This window comes from Nostoc sp. C96 (assembly GCF_059384975.1).
Genome location: NZ_CM182020.1, coordinates 1,800,334 through 1,819,360, shown reverse-complemented (window position 1 = coordinate 1,819,360; position 19,027 = coordinate 1,800,334). Strand labels below are relative to the sequence as shown.

Sequence of the window (19,027 nt, the reverse complement as noted above, 5' to 3'; positions counted from 1 at the left end):
GTCGAACTCAAGCTAATTTCAGACTTCACCTCACTTCACTTCAACAGTAACTTCCGCAGACATCCCCGGTGTAATCCGTGAGTCGTAACCTTGCATACTCTTTTGGTCTAAAACTATTTTGACGGGGATACGTTGTACAACTTTGGTAAAGTTACCTGTAGCATTGTCTGGCGGTAACAAAGCAAATTGCGCGCCGGAAGCTGGCGAAACACTGTCAACTCTGCCGCTAAAGGTGTGATGGGGAAAAGCATCCAGTTTCACTTCTACTGGTTGTCCTGCTCTCATCCTTTCTAATTGAGTTTCTTTGAAGTTGGCTACTACCCAATTTTCGTTATCGACGATCGCCATTAATGGTGATCCCGCTTGGATTCTATTCCCAACTTCCACGGTTTTTTTACCAACTCGTCCGCCACTGGGAGCCGTAATGTTGGTGTAGGATAACTGCAATTGGGCATCTTTTAATGATGCTTCTGCTTGGGCGATCGCTGCTTTAGCTGCTTCGTATTGACCCCGTTTGACGCTGGTATCTTGACCACCAGCTGTCGCTTGTTGCAATCCACCTCTCGATGCTGCAAGTTTCGCTTGGGCGCTGGTGACACCTTCTTGGGCTTGTGCTAGTTGAGATTGAGCTTTAGCTACTCCAACTCTAGCTGAGGCTAACCTAGCTTGCGCTTGTTTAACTCCTTGGACAGCAGCATTTTTCTGCGCTAAAGCTACGTCATAAGCTGCTTTGGCTGCATCCAACTGTTGACGCGCGATCGCCCCTTCTTTATACAAGCTGTTGTAACGGTTATAATCGGTTTCCGCTTTTTGCAAGTTAGCGTTGGTTTGGGCTACTTGGGCTTGGGCGGCGGGAATTCCGGCTTGGGCTTCTTGTACTGCTGCTTGGGCGGCGGGAATTCCGGCTTGGGCTTCTTGTACTGCTGCTTGGGCGGTAGAAATTGCTGCTATTGCATTACTAACATCACCTTGCGCCTGAGTTGTCTTCCCACTAGTGGTTTCTGAACTTAAGGCAATATTGGCGGCGGCGGCTTGGGCTTGGCTACGGGCATTTTCTAAGGCGGCGGCGGCTTGCTGCACTTTACTTTGATAATCGCGGGGGTCGAGTTTAACTAATAACTGTCCCGGTTGCACTTCTTGGTTATCGTTAACTAAAACTTGGGCAACTGTTCCCGGAATTTTGCTACTAACTTGGTGAACATGGCCTGTCACCGTAGCGTTATCTGTTTCTTCGTGTGTGGAAGCAAACTGCCAATAGTTATAACCAAATGTACCTGCGGCGATCGCACCTACACCCAAACCAGCCAAAATGAAAGGCAATCGCTTTTTACTACGCGGTTTGTCTTTTTTACCTACCTCTGGCTGTACCTCAGTTTCTGGTGCTTCTGGCGTGGCGATCGCTGTCTCTAAAGCTTCGGTATCCGTAATCATTTCTGTTTCGACAACAGCTGTTTTCTCTTTGTTGCGTCCGTTGAAAGTAGTTGTCGTCATAGTTCCCCTCTTCCTTGCTCAATCATTAGAATACGTACTATTTAGTTACAAGCTGCTCTTAGTCTTTTATTTAGTATGCTAAATATTTTCTTAAATAAATTTATACATGGCTTCACCCGAATGGGCGATTGTCATCCAGCCTTAAGATAGGTTAGCAATTGCTCTATTTAGCAGTTGAGAAAAGAATTCACGGTCATCGGGAGAAATACCACGCATGGCATCTTCACGTAATTCTGCGGCTAGTGGAGGTAATATTTTTTCTAAGTCTTTACCAGCATCAGTTAACCAGATGCGCCAAATGCGGCGATCATGCACATCTCGTTCTCGACGAACTAAGCCGCGTTCTTCCATTCGGTCTAGTACGCCTGTTAACGTTCCACCCACCTGTTGCAACTTCTCACCAATACTGGATGTGGGTAAACCATCTTCTTGCCACAAACAGCACAATACCAACCAATGAAATGGTGTTAGTCCAAAAGGCTCTAGTTTTTCAGTAAACTTGCGGGTAAGCAGTTGTGAAAGCAGCTTGATTCGATAACCTAAATTGTAAGGTGCTAAAACTTGCTGCCACGACTCTAATGCGGTAGAATTATTGGGTTGAACAACCATTATGAAAATTACTTAGCATACGTAATATTTAGTATAACTATAATTATTCATCTTGGCAATAGAGCGATCGCATTTAGCAATAAATTGGTAGAGTGGGTGCGATCGCACAACAAAATATGACACATCGGCAAGATAAATTATCTTGTCATTTTTTTGTTGATTTATCAGTAAATCTTTAATAATTTTAAGAGTAATTTTTGACATCGTTATGCTCAGAGTTCAAAGCATAACGATGACATTAAATAACGAAGATGAGTGCGTCAACGCAATCTAAAAGTTTTTGAATACTTTATTTTTGGTGATTGCTTTAATACTTGACTGTGGGATTTTATTTTCTCTTGTTCAGTATTTTGTAAGTAAATTTTCCACTGCATATCCTGAATTTGACTTTCTAAAAAGGTAATATGTAATTTCATTAATTTAATTTCTTCTCGTACAATATCCTTATTGATTTCATCAATTAACAGCTGTTTAATTTTTTTAAATAGCCATTGGAAAGGCACTAAAGCTAACTGAATAAAATTGAAAATAATCATCGCTTTATATCTAGTAAACAATATATTTCAATATAAATAGTCAAATCATCAAAATTCAATACCGCTAACTAGGACAAAATAGTATTTTTGATTAAAATACATTCAAAGCTAAAGTGAAAAATATAGAACAAATGTATTATTAGGCGTTCGTACTTCCTCACCAAAAGTGATCGCACACATTATCAAAAACCACATAATAATTAGTCCCCTCCTCGCCTGCGGGGAGGGGGTTGGGGGTGGGGTTCATCTCTGCAAACAAGCAGCAATATCCTCTAACACCCCCTCTATCCTCTCCATCACATCCTCATTTCTAAATCGCACAACCTGTAACTCTAAACTCTCCAAAAACTCTTGACGTATAGTATCTTCCACTTGGGTGTAATCGTGAATTTCTCCATCCACTTCCACCACTAACCGCGCTTCACTACAGTAAAAATCGACGATAAAACGGTCAATTGTTTGCTGGCGGCGGAACTTGAACCCCAAAAGTTGCTTGTGTCTTAACTTCTCCCAAAGTCGCTTTTCTGCTGGAGTTGGTTCACACCTCATCTGTCGCGCTAAGGGTTTGAGTTTTTCCCAAAGTTGAGGTGTGGTTTGCCAAACTTGGCCTGGAACCCCACCCCCTAACCCCCTCCCCGCAAGCGAAGAGGGGGAATTAGAGTTTTTGAGAGGCTTTGGCTTGGGATTTTGATTTTGGGTCATTTGCGTTGTTGGCTAATGAATATTTCAGCTATTATTCCCAGCGCGATCGCATTCCCAAAAGCAAATTACTGAATAGATTGTTAAAACCGCTGTGCTAACTGTGGAGTTCGCCCTTTTAAACCAATCATTAATTTTAAGGCAAATACCTTTAATAAGGGAACGCGCTGCATCAACCATAAACCCAAACGACGCAACACAACTAAGGGTAAAATTCGGTTAGAAAACATCCGGTCTAATAAATCGGTGAAACCTAAAATTGTCAGGTTTTCCAGTTTCCGCCAGCGTTCATAGCGTTTGAGAACTTGAATTTTGCCGATATCTTCGCCTTTAGCAGATGCTGTTTGGATAACTTGCGCTAGGGCTGCTGCATCTCGAATACCGAGATTTAAACCTTGTCCACCGACGGGATGACAGTTATGGGCTGCGTCGCCAATTAATGCCAAACGGGGGAGGACATAGCGATCGCTTTGCATAAGTTGGACTGGGAAGACGAAGCGATCGCCTAATAATTCCAATTTGCCCATTTGATCACCGTAACGGCGGGTGAGTTCTGCCAAAAATTGCTCATCATCCAAAGCACACAAAGCTTTTGCTTCTTCATGGGGTGCTGTCCAGACAATGCGGCAACGGTTCCCCGGTAAAGGTAAAATCGCAAACGGGCCGCTAGGCCAAAATCTTTCGTAAGCTGTATCGTTGTGGGGTTTTTCTGGTTTGACAAAAGCCACTATACAAGATTGCCAATATTTCCAACCATGAGTTTTGATCCCAGCAGATTGGCGAATAGGCGATCTCGATCCATCCGCCGCTACCAGCAATTTACTGCGGACTGTATATATCTGCTCAGAAATCTTGATATCGATTGCCACTATATCCTGCTGATGTTGCGTATTAACGACTTCCGCTGGACACAGATAATTCACATTAGGGCATTTCTGAACAAATTCCTGCAAAGGCTGCAACAAAGCTTGGTGTTCGGCAACGTAACCTAACTCTGGTGTGTCTTTAGCAAGATCAGCAGTTGCAAATTCCACCACATCAGGATAATCGGCATCAGAAAGCCGCACATGGCGGTATTTGGCAATTTGGGGTAATATTTTGTCCCAAACTCCAATACCTTGGTAAATCAGCGCTGAAAGCAAATGGACTGCGTAAGCTTGGCCTTTAGCTACAGATGCTGATGTTACCTTGGCTTCAATTAGCAGAATATTTAAGCCAGAGTCTTTTAAAGCAGCGGCTAGGGTTAACCCAACAATTCCACCGCCGACAATTACCAAATCATAGTCGTATCCCCGCTTGTCTGCTACGGGTTGCTGAGGGGAAAGAGTTTGAGTAAGTTGGGTTAGCGCCATTGTTAAGAGAAATTAAGCCATCTTAAATATTATTCTTACGCGATCGCCCCTGATAGAGCAAGTTGATCAGCGAATTTTCCAATTCCATCAAAATACTTCAGTATTTCATTAACTTTTTTAACTATTTTCAGTGCCTGAAATGTCTTAAATGTCTTAACTGTCCCAAAAAATAACCAGAAAGTAAACTTATTGTACAAATACTTGCTGGATTAATTAAGTGTTTGTAGTCTAACGTATGGCAATTTAAATACTAAAAAAATAATTACCATGCCTAAAAAATAGTCTTGATTTGACCTATAAATATGAGTCAAATTGTGACATTTTTTGTTCTGCTTTCTCAAAAAAATCTCAAACTTTAAAACAGAACAATGAAACGTCTGGTTATTTGTTGTGATGGAACTTGGCAACAGTTAGCTAATCCCTACCCAAGCAATGTGGTGAAACTGGCTCAATCTGTAAAGCCAATTGCTCAAGATAAAGTTCCCCAGATTGTCTTTTATGATGAGGGCATTGGCACTGAAAGTCAAAAGGTTTTGGGAGGAGCTACCGGATTAGGAATCGATAGAAATATTGAAGATGGCTATCGGTTTCTGGTTCTCAACTATGTTCCTGGTGATGAGATCTATTTATTTGGCTTTAGTCGTGGTGCTTATACAGTCAGAAGTCTAGCAGGAATGATCTATTGTTCAGGTTTGCTAGACCGACCGCATATAACCAAAGCACATGAAGCTTACGAACTTTATCGTAACCGTAATGTCAAGCCCAGAGATAAAGAAGCAGTAGAATATCGCAACACATACGGCGATCGCGTTCCCATCACCTTGATTGGTTGTTTTGACACTGTAGGAGCGCTGGGTATTCCTGGGTTAGCTGTCTTCAAAAAGTTTCATGACCAACTTAATCAACGCTACAGATTCCATGACACTACTTTAAACAAAGATATTCAGAATGCGATCCACGCAATGGCGATCGACGAAATCAGAGAAATCTTTGATGTAACGCCCATGAAACCCCATCCTGAAGCTAAAAACCAAAGGGTGATTCAAAAGTGGTTTCCTGGTGAGCATGGTTGCGTTGGTGGTGGAACTAAAGAACACAGCGGATTATCTGATGCAGCCTTACAGTGGATGATTGATTCTGTCGGCGATTTAGGATTAGGACTGGACTTTGATACAAATGTAATTCCCACAGGTATCAATCCCAATTATGAATGTGAGTTTAAAAATGATCCTGGATTTTTTAAATTAGCAGGAATCAAGCTACGTGAGGTTGGCGATTCTATTGAAGATATTCATGACAGTGCAATTAACCGCCTAAAAGGTCGCAAGGACTATAGACCGAAAAATTTAAAAACAATTATTTCCAAATTATTGGATTAATTCCAGATGAGGAAATTTTTTGGCGATCGCTAAAACTAATAAATTCTAGGTTTAATCAATACAGAGGTAATTATTATGGCTGGTAAAAGAGACACATCTAGAGATGGTTTAAACAACAAAATTCAAACATTAGTTTTAACTAACTTTAAAGGGCTTTGGCAATTAATTCAAAGTAACGAATCTATCAAACGTAAAGTTAACAAAGCATTGCTCAATAGTCTCATCTACAAAATTCCTACTCGTCCCAATCCCTACAGTATGATGACACTAGATAAGCATATTCCTGATACCGATAAGGAGAAGAAAACTGATACTTATACTTCCTGGGAATCACTTAACGATCGTACTTATACCGGACGACATTTACCACCCAATCCCAAATTAAACGACCCGAATAATCTACCAAAAGTTGAAGACCTAGCCATTTTATTCCGTAAAAGAGACGGTAAAACAATTTACTCTAGCAAATCAACTATGCTGTTTCCCTATTGGGTGCAGTGGTTTACTGATAGTTTTCTCCGTATCGACCACACTAATAAATTAAAAAATACATCCAATCATGAAATTGATTTGTGTAATGTTTATGGTTTAACCAGAAAACAAACACATCTCTTAAGAAGCTTCCAAGGCGGTAAATTTAAAACTCAAAAACTCAAACGCCAAGATGGTGTAGAAGAAGAATATCCTCTATTTTATTATGCTGATCCAGCCCAGGGAATAGTTGACCCGCAATTTGTCGGTCTTTATGAACCCGTCAATGATGAAAAAAGACAGCCAGCAGATAAAAAACAATATCTGTTTGCAATGGGAGTAGAACGCGCCAATGTGCAAATTGGCTATGTCATGCTCAATATTTTATGTCTGCGGGAACATAATCGTCTTTGTGATGTATTAGCCAGTAATTATCCAGATTGGGATGATGAACGCCTCTTCCAAACTTCGAGAAATATTCTGATGGCAATTATTCTCAAAATCATTATGGAAGAGTACATTAACCATATAACTCCTTATCACTTTAAACTATTTGCTGATCCTGAAGCTTTTACAAAAGAAAGTTGGTATCGTACCAATCACATGTCCATTGAATTTGATTTTGTTTATCGCTGGCATAGTGCAATTCCTGAAACATTTACTTGTAAGGGCAAACCCACTCATGTTGCAGCAACTCTCTGGAACAATAAAATATTAATTGACCAAGGGTTGGGAGCATTAATGGAAGAAACTTGTTCGCAAGCAGGAACAAGAATTGGTTTATTTAACACGCCTGATATATTAGTTGAATTAGCTGAATTACCTTCAATCAGACTAGGACGGGAACTGCAATTAACCAGCTACAACGATTATCGAGAATTGTGTGGTTTCCCCAGAGTCACAAGTTTTGAGCAAATTACTGGCGATGAATTTACTCAACAAAAACTCAAAGAATTCTATGGTCATGTGGATAATATTGAGTTCTTTGTAGGACTCTACTCTGAAGATGTGCGGCAAAATTCCACTATCCCGCCTTTAGTAGCACGTTTAATTGGGATTGATGCCTTTTCTCAAGCGCTAACTAATCCTTTGTTATCACCTAAAATCTTCAATAAAGATACTCTTTCGACTGTAGGTTGGGAAATATATCAAACTACAAACACAGTCTCAGATTTAGTTAATCGCAACGTTCCGCCATCAAACAAGAAGTATAAAGTTACTTTCGACCTTCACAAAGAATAGTTGATTTGAGTTTGATTGATAGGGACAACAATATCACTGACTTCTTAAAGAAGTCGGTGATATGAACCTCTCGTGTTTTATAAATTAAAAAAATATCTCGCCGCAATTATTCCATCTACTATCTACCAACAGAAAAATGCAACTATTTACAGAATATCCAGAACAAGACGAAGCAAAATATTGCGCTCTGATGAGTGAGTTAGTAAAAAAGAACATGGATAATCTTTACAAAGGTGAAAAGCAGAAAATTGCTAAGAGAGATACTCACTCTAAAACCCATGCAGCTGTTCAAGGTACTTTAGAAATTTTTGACTTTGATGAAGCCGCCATTAAACAAGAATTACGTCAACGCACTTCCTTAACTGAAGGTCAAATTCAAGGAATTTCCCTCAAACAAGGTTTATTTGCCAAAGCAAAACAATATCCAGTTTGGTTAAGATTTGCTAGTGGTGCATTCTCTGTCAAAAATGATTATGAAGGCGATACGCGCTCTATGGCGGTTAAAGTCCTTGGGGTAGAAGGAGAACGATTACCGCAAAGTCATGAATTAAAAACCCACGATATTATCGTCCACAATACCGAACTCTTTTTTGTAAGAACCATTAAAGATTTCTACGGCTTTTTTTTGGCAATTTATAGAGCAGGTTTGTTTCCACTTTTTAAGCTGTTGGTGCTGTTATGGCTCAAGTTACATCCCTACGAATCAGATCTTTTACAAACTAGTTTCAAACGTTTTCCTAAAAGTTTACTTAAAGAACGCTATTGGAGTGCTTCAGCATATTCTCTGGGACTAAAATCTGATTTTGATCCATCCCAACCAGGTCGAATTCCGGTGGAATATCCAGCTGTCATTAAATATGGATTTACTCCGGTGTCTACTCAAGCACCTCATCAACCACTTCCTCTAGAGTCCAGATCCAGAAACTGAACTTCAGCGTGTTAAAGCTTCAGGTGCAGAGGACAACTACTACCGAGAAGATATTATTCAAGCTTTAGCCAAGCCTGATGCTGAATACGCTTGGGACTTTCAAATCCAATTTCAAACTAAACCAGAAATGTCGGTTGATGATTCCACCATTCCTTGGAATGAAGCAGAATCACCCTTTTTAACAATTGGTCGTCTGACAGTTAAGCATCAGAAAGTTGATTCTCCCTTAGAAAGTGACTTTGGGGAAAATCTCAGTTTTTCTCCAGGGAACGGTCTAGCAGTACATCGTCCTGTCGGTGCTATTAATCGGTTACGCTACACTGTGTATTCCATTGTTGCTCAGTCTCGTCATAGTAAACGAGGAGTTAAATATCAAGAACCAACTATCGAAGCAAAATATTAAGTCAATCTCATTAATATGGGGAGATGCGGCTAAATAAACAAACGCACTCTGAGCAATTTAAAATAGATAATCACAGAAAAAACTCGCTGACATCCGCAGATTTAAGCGAGTTTTAACCTGAGTAATTACCTATCCAGAAAACTGAGAAGATATGAGGTCGAGCTAGAACTATTACTTATGGGCTTTGTTAGCAGGAGTTGTAGATTTATTAGCTAAGTTTGCAGAAATATGTTTATGATGCTTGTAATGTTTTAAGTGTTTTTTATGAGTAGTTTTGTTTGATTTTAAATTAGTCTTACTATCATTGATTGCAACTTTGTGATGAATTTTATTATTACTAGTCTTAGTTAAAGCCGATGTTTTAGTAGTAGATGTAGTTTCAGCATGAACAGCAGGTAAACTAATAGCCATAGGCGAAGAAAATGCTAAAACTATTAGTAAACCTTTAATTACATTTTTCATGATATTTTCTACCTTCTAATCGATGAGTTGATGATTTAACTATGCCAAGTAGTTATGTCATACTCTTGTTATTTATATGGATTTTGTGTGGATTGTTGATTTGGTAGTCTTGAACAGCAAAGTTTTATATAGTGTTTCTAATTTTGTTTTGGTACATCCCTTTGCCCACCCTACACTGTCGCTGATTTGATATATTTTATATGCTTGGAAATCGCCGTAATCTCAAGTTAAATTAATAAACTTGATAAATCTTGTAAACAGAAAAAAACTGCTGTGAGTTGTCAGCAGTTATAATATGGTACAGGGCAAGATTAGTAAATAAAATAAATTTATAATTTATCTGGAGAGGAACTAAATATTTGAGGAAAATTTAGATTTATGTCGTAAGTATTTTAGCAACCTATGAAATTTTATTGTTAAAAATGGCTTAGTAGTCTTCTTGTAAATTGAAGTTAATTTGGATAAACATCTTCAAATTTGAGAAGACTAAAGCCGCATCAACCTTGAAGCTAATTACTTGGTGAGAATTCATATCTCATCAGTAACTTACAAATAAGAATATCGCAAAGCAATGTGTCATTATTTTGTTCTTTGTATAAATTTTATGTGTCAAATTGACTTACATCTTGCAGCAGTGGCTTGATTGCCATGAAAGTCAGGTGGGCAATGTAGAAAATTTGGTCAAAGCCTTATGTTTACGTTGAGGTTATTGCCCACCCTACGCTGATTGAGAATAGTGCAAGATATCAGCTAAGGCAATAGGTTGATATGAAAATTTTTACCGCCAAGTTTATATGTATTGGCTTAAACAACACTCACAGCTAATAACTGTTCTGACATATCAAAATTAGATGTGACATTCTGCACATCATCTAAGCTTTCTAGAGTATCAATTAACTTGAGTAGCGATCGCGCCTGATCTAAGTCTGTCACCTCTACATTATTACTGGGAATCCAGCGCAATTCGGCATCAGTGACTTTAAAACCCTTGTCTTTAAGGGTTTGGTTAAGAATTTCTAAATTAGCGACCTCAGTCAGTACTTCCGCCGTCTCATCTTCCGTCATTTCGTAAGACTCAGCGCCGCCTTCTAAAGATGCTTCTAAAAGCTGGTCTTCATCAACCACACCTTGCACAATACACACACCCTTTTGGTCAAACATCCAGCTAACGCAACCAGTCTCACCCAGATTTCCACCGTTTTTACTAAAAGCCACCCGTAAATCAGCCGCCGTGCGATTGCGATTATCAGTGAGGGCTTCAATTAAAATTGCGACACCACAGGGGCCATAACCTTCGTAGCGAATTTCTTCCAGACTATGATTATCGCCGCTAAATGTACCTGCACCTTTAGCGATTGCTCTTTCAATATTGTCATTGGGTATACCTGCGGCCTTTGCCTTTTCAATTGCTGTGCGTAGTTGAAAATTCCCGCTTGGATCTGGTACACCATTTCTCGCCGCCAAAATAATTGCCCGCGATAACTGAGTGAAAGTCTTTCCTCTTTTGGCATCCACTACAGCCTTTTGGCGCTTAATATTAGCCCATTTACTATGACCTGCCATAATTTGAAACTATTTATGTTCTCTCCAAAGATTAGGATATACAAGTGAAGTATGAAGTATGAAGTGTGAAGTATAGAAATTTAACTTTCATTCTTCATAAGTTGCTATTCCCTGTTAGATTAATGATTCATCTTCTCCAGCGAGTTTTGGCGCGATTTGTGTTTACTATCCACACATTTAGGCGCAGAAAAAAGAAATTGCCACAATATCTTAAGCAATTACTCTTGTTATTACTGATAGGCATAGTTGCTTTAAGTGGATGTCAAAATCTGCGTTCTAGAGTCGAAGCAGATAAGGTAACTCATATAACTTTATGGCATGGTGTGAATCCACCACCAAATCGAGATGTATTGCAAAAGCTGGTAGATAAATTTAACCAAACCCATACAGAGATTCAGGTAGAGTCTTTATACATTGGGCAACAGGATCAGCAAACGCCGAAAATTTTGGCAGCTGTTGTTGGCAATGCACCTCCAGATTTATTGTGGTACAACCCAACTATTGCTGGGCAACTGGTAGAACTAGGGGCGTTGATTTCTGTAGATGAGATGTTGGCAGACTCCCCAGTTAAAAGCGAAATTGACCCGACTTTGTATGCGGCGATGGAATATAAAGGTCAATTATGGTCAGTTCCCTTTGCCACAAATAACCTCGGCATTTTTTACCGTCCGAGTTTATTTAAAGCCGCGGGGATTATGGAAATTCCTCGAAACTGGCAAGAATTTCGCCAAGTTGCCAAAAAATTAACTCGTGATTTTAACAATGATGGGCAGATAGATCAGTATGGAATGTTTCTGCCTTTGGGTAAAGGAGAATTTACTGTTTTCTCTTGGTTGCCATTTATGTGGAGTAGTGGCGGTGAACTAGTGAGTGGTGATGCCCAAAATCCCGCAGGTGTGATATTAACCGAAAATCAAGGAGCGATCGCCGCCTTACAATTTTGGCGTAACTTAATTACAGATGGTTCCACAATGTTATCTAGCCCAGAACGAGGATATGAAACAGACCCCTTGCTATCGGGAAAAGTGGCAATGCAAATTAATGGCCCTTGGAACTTAGGACAATTTCAAGATACTAACGTTGATTTTGGGGTTTTTCCCCTGCCGAATAACCAAAAACCGGCTACGAATATTGGCGGTGAAAATCTGTTCTTATTTAAAACCACACCAGAACGCCAAAAGGCAACATTTAAATTTGCTGAATATGCCATGAGTGCCGATTTTCAAACAGAATTAGCTCTAGGTACTGGTTATTTACCGATTAATGTAAAATCTCGCCAAAGCAGCAAATATCAAGAATTTGTCAAGAAAATACCACAAGTGAAAGTCTTTTTAGAACAAGCTCAGTATGGTCGCAGTCGTCCAATTTTTCCTGGGTACAATCGTATTTCTGATGGTATAGGACGGGCAGTTGAAGCAGTATTGTTGGGTAAACTTTCGCCAGTTGAGGCACTAAAAGCCAGTCAGCAGCGTTTAGATTTAATCTTTAAATAAAGCCAAAAATAGCCACATAAGGGAAAAATCTGAGCAGTGACATCTACTACTCAGATTCTTTGGTGCTGTTCTGTGTCATTATTAACTTCAGTCGAATTTGCAAAGATTACGCAAATCTGAAAAAAATAATCTGTAAATTTACCCAATAGTTTTACTTCTAATTAAATATTGACTTTAGTCTGGTTAATAAAATATGATTTTAGATTGTCTGTCTTATTCCTGCTCGGATCAGGTAGACACATCACAAAAGCTAACCACAGCGATTAATCAAGCTCAGGTATATCGCCTTCTCTACAAGAGATTTTAGTTAGCTACCTGTACGGCAACTCTAAGGACAATTTAATGACCTACGCAATTATTGAAACTGGTGGCAAACAATTAAGAGTTGAGCCAGGCCGTTTTTACGATATTGAACTGCTGACTGCTCAACCAGACGAAAAAGTTACAATAAATTCCGTACTACTAGTACACCATGATGGTGGACTCAGTATCGGTCAGCCTCTAGTAGCAGGGGCAACTGTAGAAGGGACGGTATTGCGGCATCTTAGAGGTCGCAAAGTCCTGGTATACAAAATGAAGCCGAAGAAGAAAACCCGCAAAAAACGGGGTCATCGTCAAGAAATAACCAGACTGTTAATTAATTCCATCACTCTCAATGGTGAGGTATTTGCAGCTGCTGAAGTTGCAACAGCCGAAACTAGTGCGGCTGAGAGTTCCCCTGCGGAAACCACTGCTGAATAATAGAAAAATAAGCATAAAAGGAAATTATGGCTCATAAGAAAGGAACAGGTAGTACACGTAACGGTCGTGATTCTAACGCTCAACGTCTAGGTGTGAAGCGTTTTGGTGGTCAAGTTGTTCGTGCGGGAAATATTCTTGTACGTCAGCGTGGTACTAAATTCCACCCTGGTAACAATGTTGGTATCGGTAGTGATGACACCTTGTTTGCCTTAGTTGATGGTATTGTTACCTTTGAGAGAAAAGGTAAATCTCGCAAAAAAGTCAGCATTTATCCAGCGGCTGCGGCTGAAGCAGTAGCCAGCTAAAAATCTGGGAATTTGATTTATTACCCAGGATTTTCGGTAAAAAAATGAGGGTGGAAGTTACCAACCCTCATTTTTACTATTTATTAAAGCTTTAGATCTTGCGCTTCTACTTACCACATAGATGTATGTATTGATAATTCCTCGTGGAGAACTGCGCCGCAAGCTATACCTGTCAATGAAAATAAGGATGTAATCAAGAAGGCCGACCTGCCTTTAAATCCTGCTGTATGAAAATCAATTTTTGCTAATATTGCCGCAGAAATAATTAACAACGTATCAAGAAAGAGTCGAAACCAAGCAACCATTAGGAAAAACAAAAATGCCCCGCATACGGCAATTAAAAAAGTTCTAGTACTTGACTCAAAAAATACACTAGAATAATTAGCCATCGCTAAAAAGGGAACAGCTAAACTTGCTAACAAAATCAATACACCAAGTACCGCTACTATCCAGAGAGGCCAAGGCATACGTGATTCAGATAACACCCAGCCTAGGGTAGTATAACTAACCAGTACTAGTAATAAGGATGTCCAAGGAAGTCTTTTGAAAATTGACATGGGTTGATTTTGTCATGAATTAAGTAAAGTGATTTTTTGCATAAATTTTCAATTACCAAGTACTTGCTCTGACTTGTAGGAGTCTTGATGTTGGTGGGAGTAAAGGCGATCGCACCCTACAAGAAAGCGAACTTCAGTTGGGTATATTTTGACAAGAATGACTTAGACTATATGTTTATCATCCTATTTTTACAAGACGTAATCAATAGGCGGTTAGGCAAATTCTCTAAATTTACAAACAATTACGGTACAAACTAGTTAAATATTTTCGTAAACATTTGTAAACTGTTAGCAGCAGAGTAGCAAAGTATCACATCTGGATTAAGGAATTGTCATGAAACAACTTGTTGTCGCTGAGCGCGTAAGCCTCATCGGTCATATTGTGTCAATGGTGTTTGGGTTAGTAGGGATATTATTGGTTGTACCCAATGCCGAACTCATTTTGAACTTGTCCGAATTTGGACAAACTGCTATGCAGTGGAGTATGGCTGGTGGCGGTGTAGTTTATATGATTTTGGGTGCAGCAGCCGTATTGTTGTATGCCTCGCGGACATTAGGTGTGAGTCGTGCTGTGGCATTTCTGCTGCCTGCTGTATTAATTTCTTTAACCAGTGAACTCTTAGGGACTAGCACAGGCTTTCCTTTTGGTCACTACCACTATTTAAGTGGCTTGGGTTATAAAATTGCTGGTTTAGTGCCGTTTACAATTCCCTTATCTTGGTTTTATTTAGGCTGTGTATCTTACTTGTTAGCCCGTGCAGGTTTAGAAGTAGATACAAAACCGAGCTTATGGCGACATATTGGCGCGATTGGCTTGGGTTCTTTGCTGCTGACCTCCTGGGATTTTGTACTTGATCCAGCCATGAGTCAAACCACCTTACCCTTTTGGTATTGGCAGCAACCGGGTGCTTTCTTTGGAATGCCTTATCAAAACTTTGCTGGTTGGTTAGGTACTGGCGCAGTTTTCATGACAGTAGCAGCTGTATTGTGGAAGAACCAGCCAATTAAATTTGAGCGATCGCAACTTAATTTACCTTTAGTAGTCTATTTAAGTAACTTTGCTTTTGCTACAGTTATGAGCTTGGCTGCGGGATTCTCCATTCCTGTATTACTCGGTTTATTATTAGGAGTGACTCCTGCTATTACCTTGTGGTGGAAAGCATCAGCCGCAACTACTCAAGTGACCATTGAGCCAGCAACTCAAGAAGTTTCCGTGGCCAGCGTCAAAGTTGCTTTGAAGTAGTAAAAGTGGGCAAAAAGTAGGGGACAATGGGGAAATTTTTATCAGTACCCAATAGCCCTAAATTAGTCATAAACAACAAGATCCCCGATTTCTTCAAGAAGTCGGGGATCTGAATCTGATTAAGTCTAATTAAAATCTAAAAATTACATCTTTGAGCATATATCAAGCATATTAAAGAGATTAACATCTGAAAGTACAGATATTGTGGGAACTGTTCAATTATTATGGTCTATGATTGGCTTACTCCTGACAATGGGTGGCACATTTCTGGAAGCATATAGTATCACCTTGCCTTGGAGTTGGACTCAACATGGAATTCAAACCTTTTCTTTAGGTGTCACCTTCCAAATTGGGGCGGTGCTACTTGTAGGTTGTTTGGGAGGTCAAAATGCTGGTGCGCTCTCGCAAATTGCCTACTTAGTTATGGGTTTAACCTTACTACCGGTATTCTCCGAAGGTGGAGGTCTTGGTTATGTCAGGCTATCTCAGTTTGGCTATTTGTTAGGCTTTGTTCCTGGAGCCTGGATTTGTGGATTTTTGGCTTTTCAAGCCAGACCAAAACTAGAATCTTTGGCATTTAGCTGTATTTGTGGCTTGTTAACGATTCACTTTTGCGGTATTGCTTATTTGACTATTAGTTACTTTCTTCAGTGGCAAGGTACAGAAAACATATCCTTAATCCAAGCAGTCTTAAAATACTCTTGGTTTGCCGTACCAGGACAATTAGCTGTAGTCTGTGCCGTTACCTCAATAGCTTATTTATTACGTCATTTAATGTTTTATTAGTTATTAGTCCATTGTCAATAGTTAGACTGACTTTTGACTTTTGACTTTTGACCAACTGACTAACACACCATGATTTTACAAAATCGCCTGTTTTGGCTTGCTGCTTTCATCTCTTTTTTCTTAGATCAACTGACCAAATACTGGGTAGTGCAAACCTTTAAATTAGGGGAAACATTCCCACTGATACCAGGGGTATTTCACTTTACTTATGTGACTAACACTGGTGCCGCTTTTAGCTTACTTAGTGGAAAAGTTGAGTGGTTACGCTGGTTATCGTTGGGAGTCAGTTTAGGGTTGATAGCCTTGGGTATATTTGGCTCAATGTTAAGTCGTTGGGATCAGTTAGGATATGGTTTAATTTTGGGTGGGGCGATGGGCAATGGGATCGATCGCTTTGTTTTAGGTTATGTAGTGGATTTTCTAGATTTTCGCTTAATTAATTTTGCTGTATTTAATATTGCCGATTCATTTATCAGTATTGGTATTGTTTGTTTACTGATAGCCTCATTTCAAAAAACCCCAACTACCCCCCGCAGAAGGTGACGCAGAGTTGAGCTATTGACCATTGACTCTACTTAACTATGCTGTAAAAACTCTACTTTAGGTACTAAAGGGTCAGTAACAATAGCTACACCAATAAAACCCCAACGTTTCAGCAAGCTACTAAGTTGGCTTCCTGGTAGAGATTCTACAGCAAAGCGATTTGCCACATCTGCTGCATGGGTGTTGAGATAGCTTAAAGCATCAAAGTTTTCTCGAAACAGCAAAATATAACCTGATTCTTCAGCGTTGGGACGCGCTGTTAAGTAACGACCGTCAGATTTTACACGCACTAGATAATAAATGTCGGAAAACATATTGTAAAAGTCCAATGTCAATAGTCAAGAGTCAATAGTTGATTGTAATTACTATGGACTCTTGACTTATCTGTAAATAATTAAGCATCGAGACGAATACGCGGGTCGGCGACCTTTAACATTAAATCTGCGAATAAGTTACCGACATTCAACAGCACAGCACTCATCACAAGGCTCGCCATAACTAGATACTGGTCTTTAGCGATAACAGCTTGTAAGGTTAATCTTCCTAAACCAGGCCAGTTAAAGAACTGTTCGGCGATGAATGCACCACCTAATAAACTGGCTAATTCAAAACCGAGCAAAGTAATTAGGGGGTTAATAGCATTACGAAGGGCGTGAACGTAAATTACGCGATTTTCTGGTAATCCTTTAGCGCGGGCAGTTTGAATATAATCTTGACGTAATACGTCTAATAATTCCCCACGGGTAATGCGTTGTAAACCTGCAAAACTGGTAATACTTAAGGCAACGGTGGGTAAGATCATGTGCCAGCCGATATCAATAATTTTACCAAACCAAGATAAATCAGCATGATCGATGCTGGTCATACTGCCGACGGGGAATAAAGGAGAGGTAAATTGAGCAAATATTAATAAAAATAGGGCGGTGATGAAACTGGGAAATCCTTGTCCGGCGTAGCTAATGACTTGCAATATGCGGTCTGTAGCGCGATTTTGCTTCACCGCTGCGATGATACCCAAAGGAATTGCGATCGCCCATGTCACAATTAAAGAAGCGATCGCGAGTAGTAACGTTGCAGGTACTCTCTCCCACAACAGCGAAGCTACAGAACGCTGGTAAACAAAACTGGTACCAAAATCTCCTTTGGTAAATATCCGCCACAACCATAAGAAATATTGCTCGGGCCAAGACTTATCTAAACCGAACTGTCTTCTAACTTCCTCAATGCGTTCTGGCGAAATTTTCGGATTTTGTCGGAGGGTATCTACATAATCCCCTGGAGACAATTTGATGATGAAAAACGACAGCGCTGATGCCAACAATAAGGTAAACAACGCTTGCAATATCCGCTTTAACACATAAATAAAAGTTTCACTCGTGATTAGCCTAATTAGCCAATCTCGACTTGTCTCCAAAGAAATTTTTGTAGCTGTCATAGTATTTAGTCAATGGTCAATGGTCAATGGTCAATGGTCAGTGGGTGATTAACTAGTCTAATAACCAAAAACTCTAGATTTTTGACTATGGACTATGAACTTTTGACCATTGACTAATATTCAATTAACGAGATAATCGGCACATCTGGCAGATTTTTCCGCCCTTGTAAATCTCGTAGCTCGATAATAAACCCAAAACCTACTAGTTCACAGTCAAGCTGTTGGACTAACTTGGCTGTAGCACTGGCTGTACCACCTGTAGCAATCAAATCATCGACAATTAAAACTCGGCTCCCTGGATGCAATGCGTCTTGGTGCATTTCCAAGCAGTCAGTACCATACTCTAATTGATATTCAATGGAGTGAACTGCTGCGGGTAACTTACCTTTTTTCCGCACAGGAATGAACCCCGCGCCTAATTTATAAGCTAGAGGAGTGCCAAAAATAAATCCCCGCGACTCCATCCCGATAATATAATCGGCTTGGAATTCAGCTTCACTACATTTTTCGGCAAAAAAGTCAATAGTGTATCGCAGTCCTTCGCGATCGCGCAGTAGAGTAGTAATATCTCGAAATAAAATGCCAGGCTTGGGAAAATCTGGGATGTCACGAACTAGAGATTTTAAATCCATAAACAGTGAAGGAGTAGGTCAGACTGGAAAAATCGTACACTATAATGTCATACGCTGGATTTGAGGCTCTAGTATCATCATCCATTGACGATAGTGAGAATCTACACCAAGCTTAAATATGGACTGGTACTTAATACAAAGAAGGTGAACTGATGCT

General features: G+C 39.8%; 22 protein-coding genes. 10 read left to right on the top strand and 12 right to left on the bottom strand.

All coding sequences use genetic code 11. From position 1 onward, the window contains the following. Positions 1–30: 30 nt before the first annotated feature. The 6 genes from AC504W_RS07855 to AC504W_RS07830 all read right to left on the bottom strand — a co-directional run bounded on the left by AC504W_RS07855 (position 31) and on the right by AC504W_RS07830 (position 4,687). A complete protein-coding gene (locus AC504W_RS07855) occupies positions 31–1,491 on the bottom strand; it encodes an HlyD family secretion protein (RefSeq protein WP_494877188.1) in 1,461 nt (486 codons plus the stop codon). Between the two features lie 141 nt (positions 1,492–1,632). After that, positions 1,633–2,100 carry a MarR family winged helix-turn-helix transcriptional regulator gene (locus AC504W_RS07850; protein ID WP_494877186.1) on the bottom strand — a complete coding sequence of 156 codons (468 nt, stop codon included), beginning with the start codon at positions 2,098–2,100 and terminating at the stop codon, positions 1,633–1,635. A gap of 12 nt (positions 2,101–2,112) precedes the next feature. Next, entirely contained in the window at positions 2,113–2,304 is a 192-nt protein-coding gene (locus AC504W_RS07845; RefSeq protein WP_494877185.1) for a hypothetical protein, read from the bottom strand. A gap of 56 nt (positions 2,305–2,360) precedes the next feature. Then, positions 2,361–2,636, bottom strand: coding sequence for a hypothetical protein (locus AC504W_RS07840; RefSeq protein ID WP_494877183.1), 276 nt, complete (start codon positions 2,634–2,636; stop codon positions 2,361–2,363). A 243-nt stretch (positions 2,637–2,879) separates the two neighbouring features. Beyond that, on the bottom strand, positions 2,880–3,338 hold the full coding sequence (locus AC504W_RS07835) for an endonuclease domain-containing protein (RefSeq protein WP_494877182.1): 459 nt from the start codon (positions 3,336–3,338) through the stop codon (positions 2,880–2,882). An 80-nt stretch (positions 3,339–3,418) separates the two neighbouring features. After that, positions 3,419–4,687, bottom strand: coding sequence for an FAD-dependent hydroxylase (locus tag AC504W_RS07830; protein WP_494877181.1), 1,269 nt, complete (start codon positions 4,685–4,687; stop codon positions 3,419–3,421). Positions 4,688–5,055: 368 nt separating this feature from the next. On the opposite strand from AC504W_RS07830, the gene AC504W_RS07825 reads away from it, so the two are divergent. The 4 genes from AC504W_RS07825 to AC504W_RS07810 all read left to right on the top strand — a co-directional run bounded on the left by AC504W_RS07825 (position 5,056) and on the right by AC504W_RS07810 (position 9,110). Next, a complete protein-coding gene (locus AC504W_RS07825) occupies positions 5,056–6,066 on the top strand; it encodes a T6SS phospholipase effector Tle1-like catalytic domain-containing protein (RefSeq protein ID WP_494877180.1) in 1,011 nt (336 codons plus the stop codon). Between the two features lie 75 nt (positions 6,067–6,141). Continuing rightward, positions 6,142–7,779: a peroxidase family protein gene (locus tag AC504W_RS07820; protein ID WP_494877178.1), complete on the top strand. Its 1,638-nt coding sequence runs from the start codon at positions 6,142–6,144 to the stop codon at positions 7,777–7,779. Between the two features lie 136 nt (positions 7,780–7,915). Further along, positions 7,916–8,707: a catalase family protein gene (locus tag AC504W_RS07815; RefSeq protein WP_494877177.1), complete on the top strand. Its 792-nt coding sequence runs from the start codon at positions 7,916–7,918 to the stop codon at positions 8,705–8,707. Positions 8,708–8,834: 127 nt separating this feature from the next. Beyond that, positions 8,835–9,110 (top strand): hypothetical protein, encoded by a 276-nt coding sequence (locus AC504W_RS07810; protein WP_494877176.1) that lies wholly within the window; start codon positions 8,835–8,837, stop codon positions 9,108–9,110. 171 nt (positions 9,111–9,281) lie between these two features. Here the strand turns inward: AC504W_RS07810 and AC504W_RS07805 are convergent, their stop codons facing one another. Next, positions 9,282–9,572, bottom strand: a complete 291-nt coding sequence (locus AC504W_RS07805; RefSeq protein ID WP_494877175.1) for a hypothetical protein — start codon at positions 9,570–9,572, stop codon at positions 9,282–9,284. An 804-nt stretch (positions 9,573–10,376) separates the two neighbouring features. Continuing rightward, positions 10,377–11,135, bottom strand: a complete 759-nt coding sequence (locus AC504W_RS07800) for a YebC/PmpR family DNA-binding transcriptional regulator (RefSeq protein ID WP_494877174.1) — start codon at positions 11,133–11,135, stop codon at positions 10,377–10,379. A gap of 122 nt (positions 11,136–11,257) precedes the next feature. Here AC504W_RS07800 and AC504W_RS07795 point away from each other — a divergent pair, with 122 nt between their 5' ends. The 3 genes from AC504W_RS07795 to rpmA all read left to right on the top strand — a co-directional run bounded on the left by AC504W_RS07795 (position 11,258) and on the right by rpmA (position 13,674). After that, positions 11,258–12,628, top strand: coding sequence for an ABC transporter substrate-binding protein (locus AC504W_RS07795; RefSeq protein WP_494877172.1), 1,371 nt, complete (start codon positions 11,258–11,260; stop codon positions 12,626–12,628). A gap of 342 nt (positions 12,629–12,970) precedes the next feature. Then, positions 12,971–13,369, top strand: a complete 399-nt coding sequence (rplU, locus tag AC504W_RS07790) for a 50S ribosomal protein L21 (RefSeq protein WP_096574949.1) — start codon at positions 12,971–12,973, stop codon at positions 13,367–13,369. A 26-nt stretch (positions 13,370–13,395) separates the two neighbouring features. Next, positions 13,396–13,674: a 50S ribosomal protein L27 gene (gene rpmA / locus AC504W_RS07785; RefSeq protein WP_494877171.1), complete on the top strand. Its 279-nt coding sequence runs from the start codon at positions 13,396–13,398 to the stop codon at positions 13,672–13,674. Between the two features lie 110 nt (positions 13,675–13,784). Here the strand turns inward: rpmA and AC504W_RS07780 are convergent, their stop codons facing one another. Further along, a complete protein-coding gene (locus AC504W_RS07780) occupies positions 13,785–14,231 on the bottom strand; it encodes a hypothetical protein (protein WP_494877169.1) in 447 nt (148 codons plus the stop codon). A 334-nt stretch (positions 14,232–14,565) separates the two neighbouring features. Here AC504W_RS07780 and cruF point away from each other — a divergent pair, with 334 nt between their 5' ends. The 3 genes from cruF (at position 14,566) to lspA (ending at position 16,803) form a co-directional block, all read left to right on the top strand. Next, a complete protein-coding gene (gene cruF / locus AC504W_RS07775) occupies positions 14,566–15,474 on the top strand; it encodes a gamma-carotene 1'-hydroxylase CruF (protein WP_494877168.1) in 909 nt (302 codons plus the stop codon). 231 nt (positions 15,475–15,705) lie between these two features. Beyond that, entirely contained in the window at positions 15,706–16,260 is a 555-nt protein-coding gene (locus AC504W_RS07770; protein ID WP_494878603.1) for a biotin transporter BioY, read from the top strand. Positions 16,261–16,329: 69 nt separating this feature from the next. After that, positions 16,330–16,803: a signal peptidase II gene (gene lspA, locus AC504W_RS07765; protein ID WP_096574941.1), complete on the top strand. Its 474-nt coding sequence runs from the start codon at positions 16,330–16,332 to the stop codon at positions 16,801–16,803. 32 nt (positions 16,804–16,835) lie between these two features. On the opposite strand, the gene AC504W_RS07760 is transcribed toward lspA, so the two are convergent. From AC504W_RS07760 to AC504W_RS07750, 3 genes are all read right to left on the bottom strand, one after another. After that, a complete protein-coding gene (locus AC504W_RS07760; protein WP_494877166.1) occupies positions 16,836–17,117 on the bottom strand; it encodes a hypothetical protein in 282 nt (93 codons plus the stop codon). 80 nt (positions 17,118–17,197) lie between these two features. Beyond that, positions 17,198–18,238 carry an ABC transporter permease gene (locus AC504W_RS07755; RefSeq protein WP_494877165.1) on the bottom strand — a complete coding sequence of 347 codons (1,041 nt, stop codon included), beginning with the start codon at positions 18,236–18,238 and terminating at the stop codon, positions 17,198–17,200. A 113-nt stretch (positions 18,239–18,351) separates the two neighbouring features. Further along, complete coding sequence (locus AC504W_RS07750; protein ID WP_494877163.1) at positions 18,352–18,870, bottom strand: adenine phosphoribosyltransferase; 519 nt, start codon at positions 18,868–18,870, stop codon at positions 18,352–18,354. Positions 18,871–19,027: the final 157 nt, after the last annotated feature.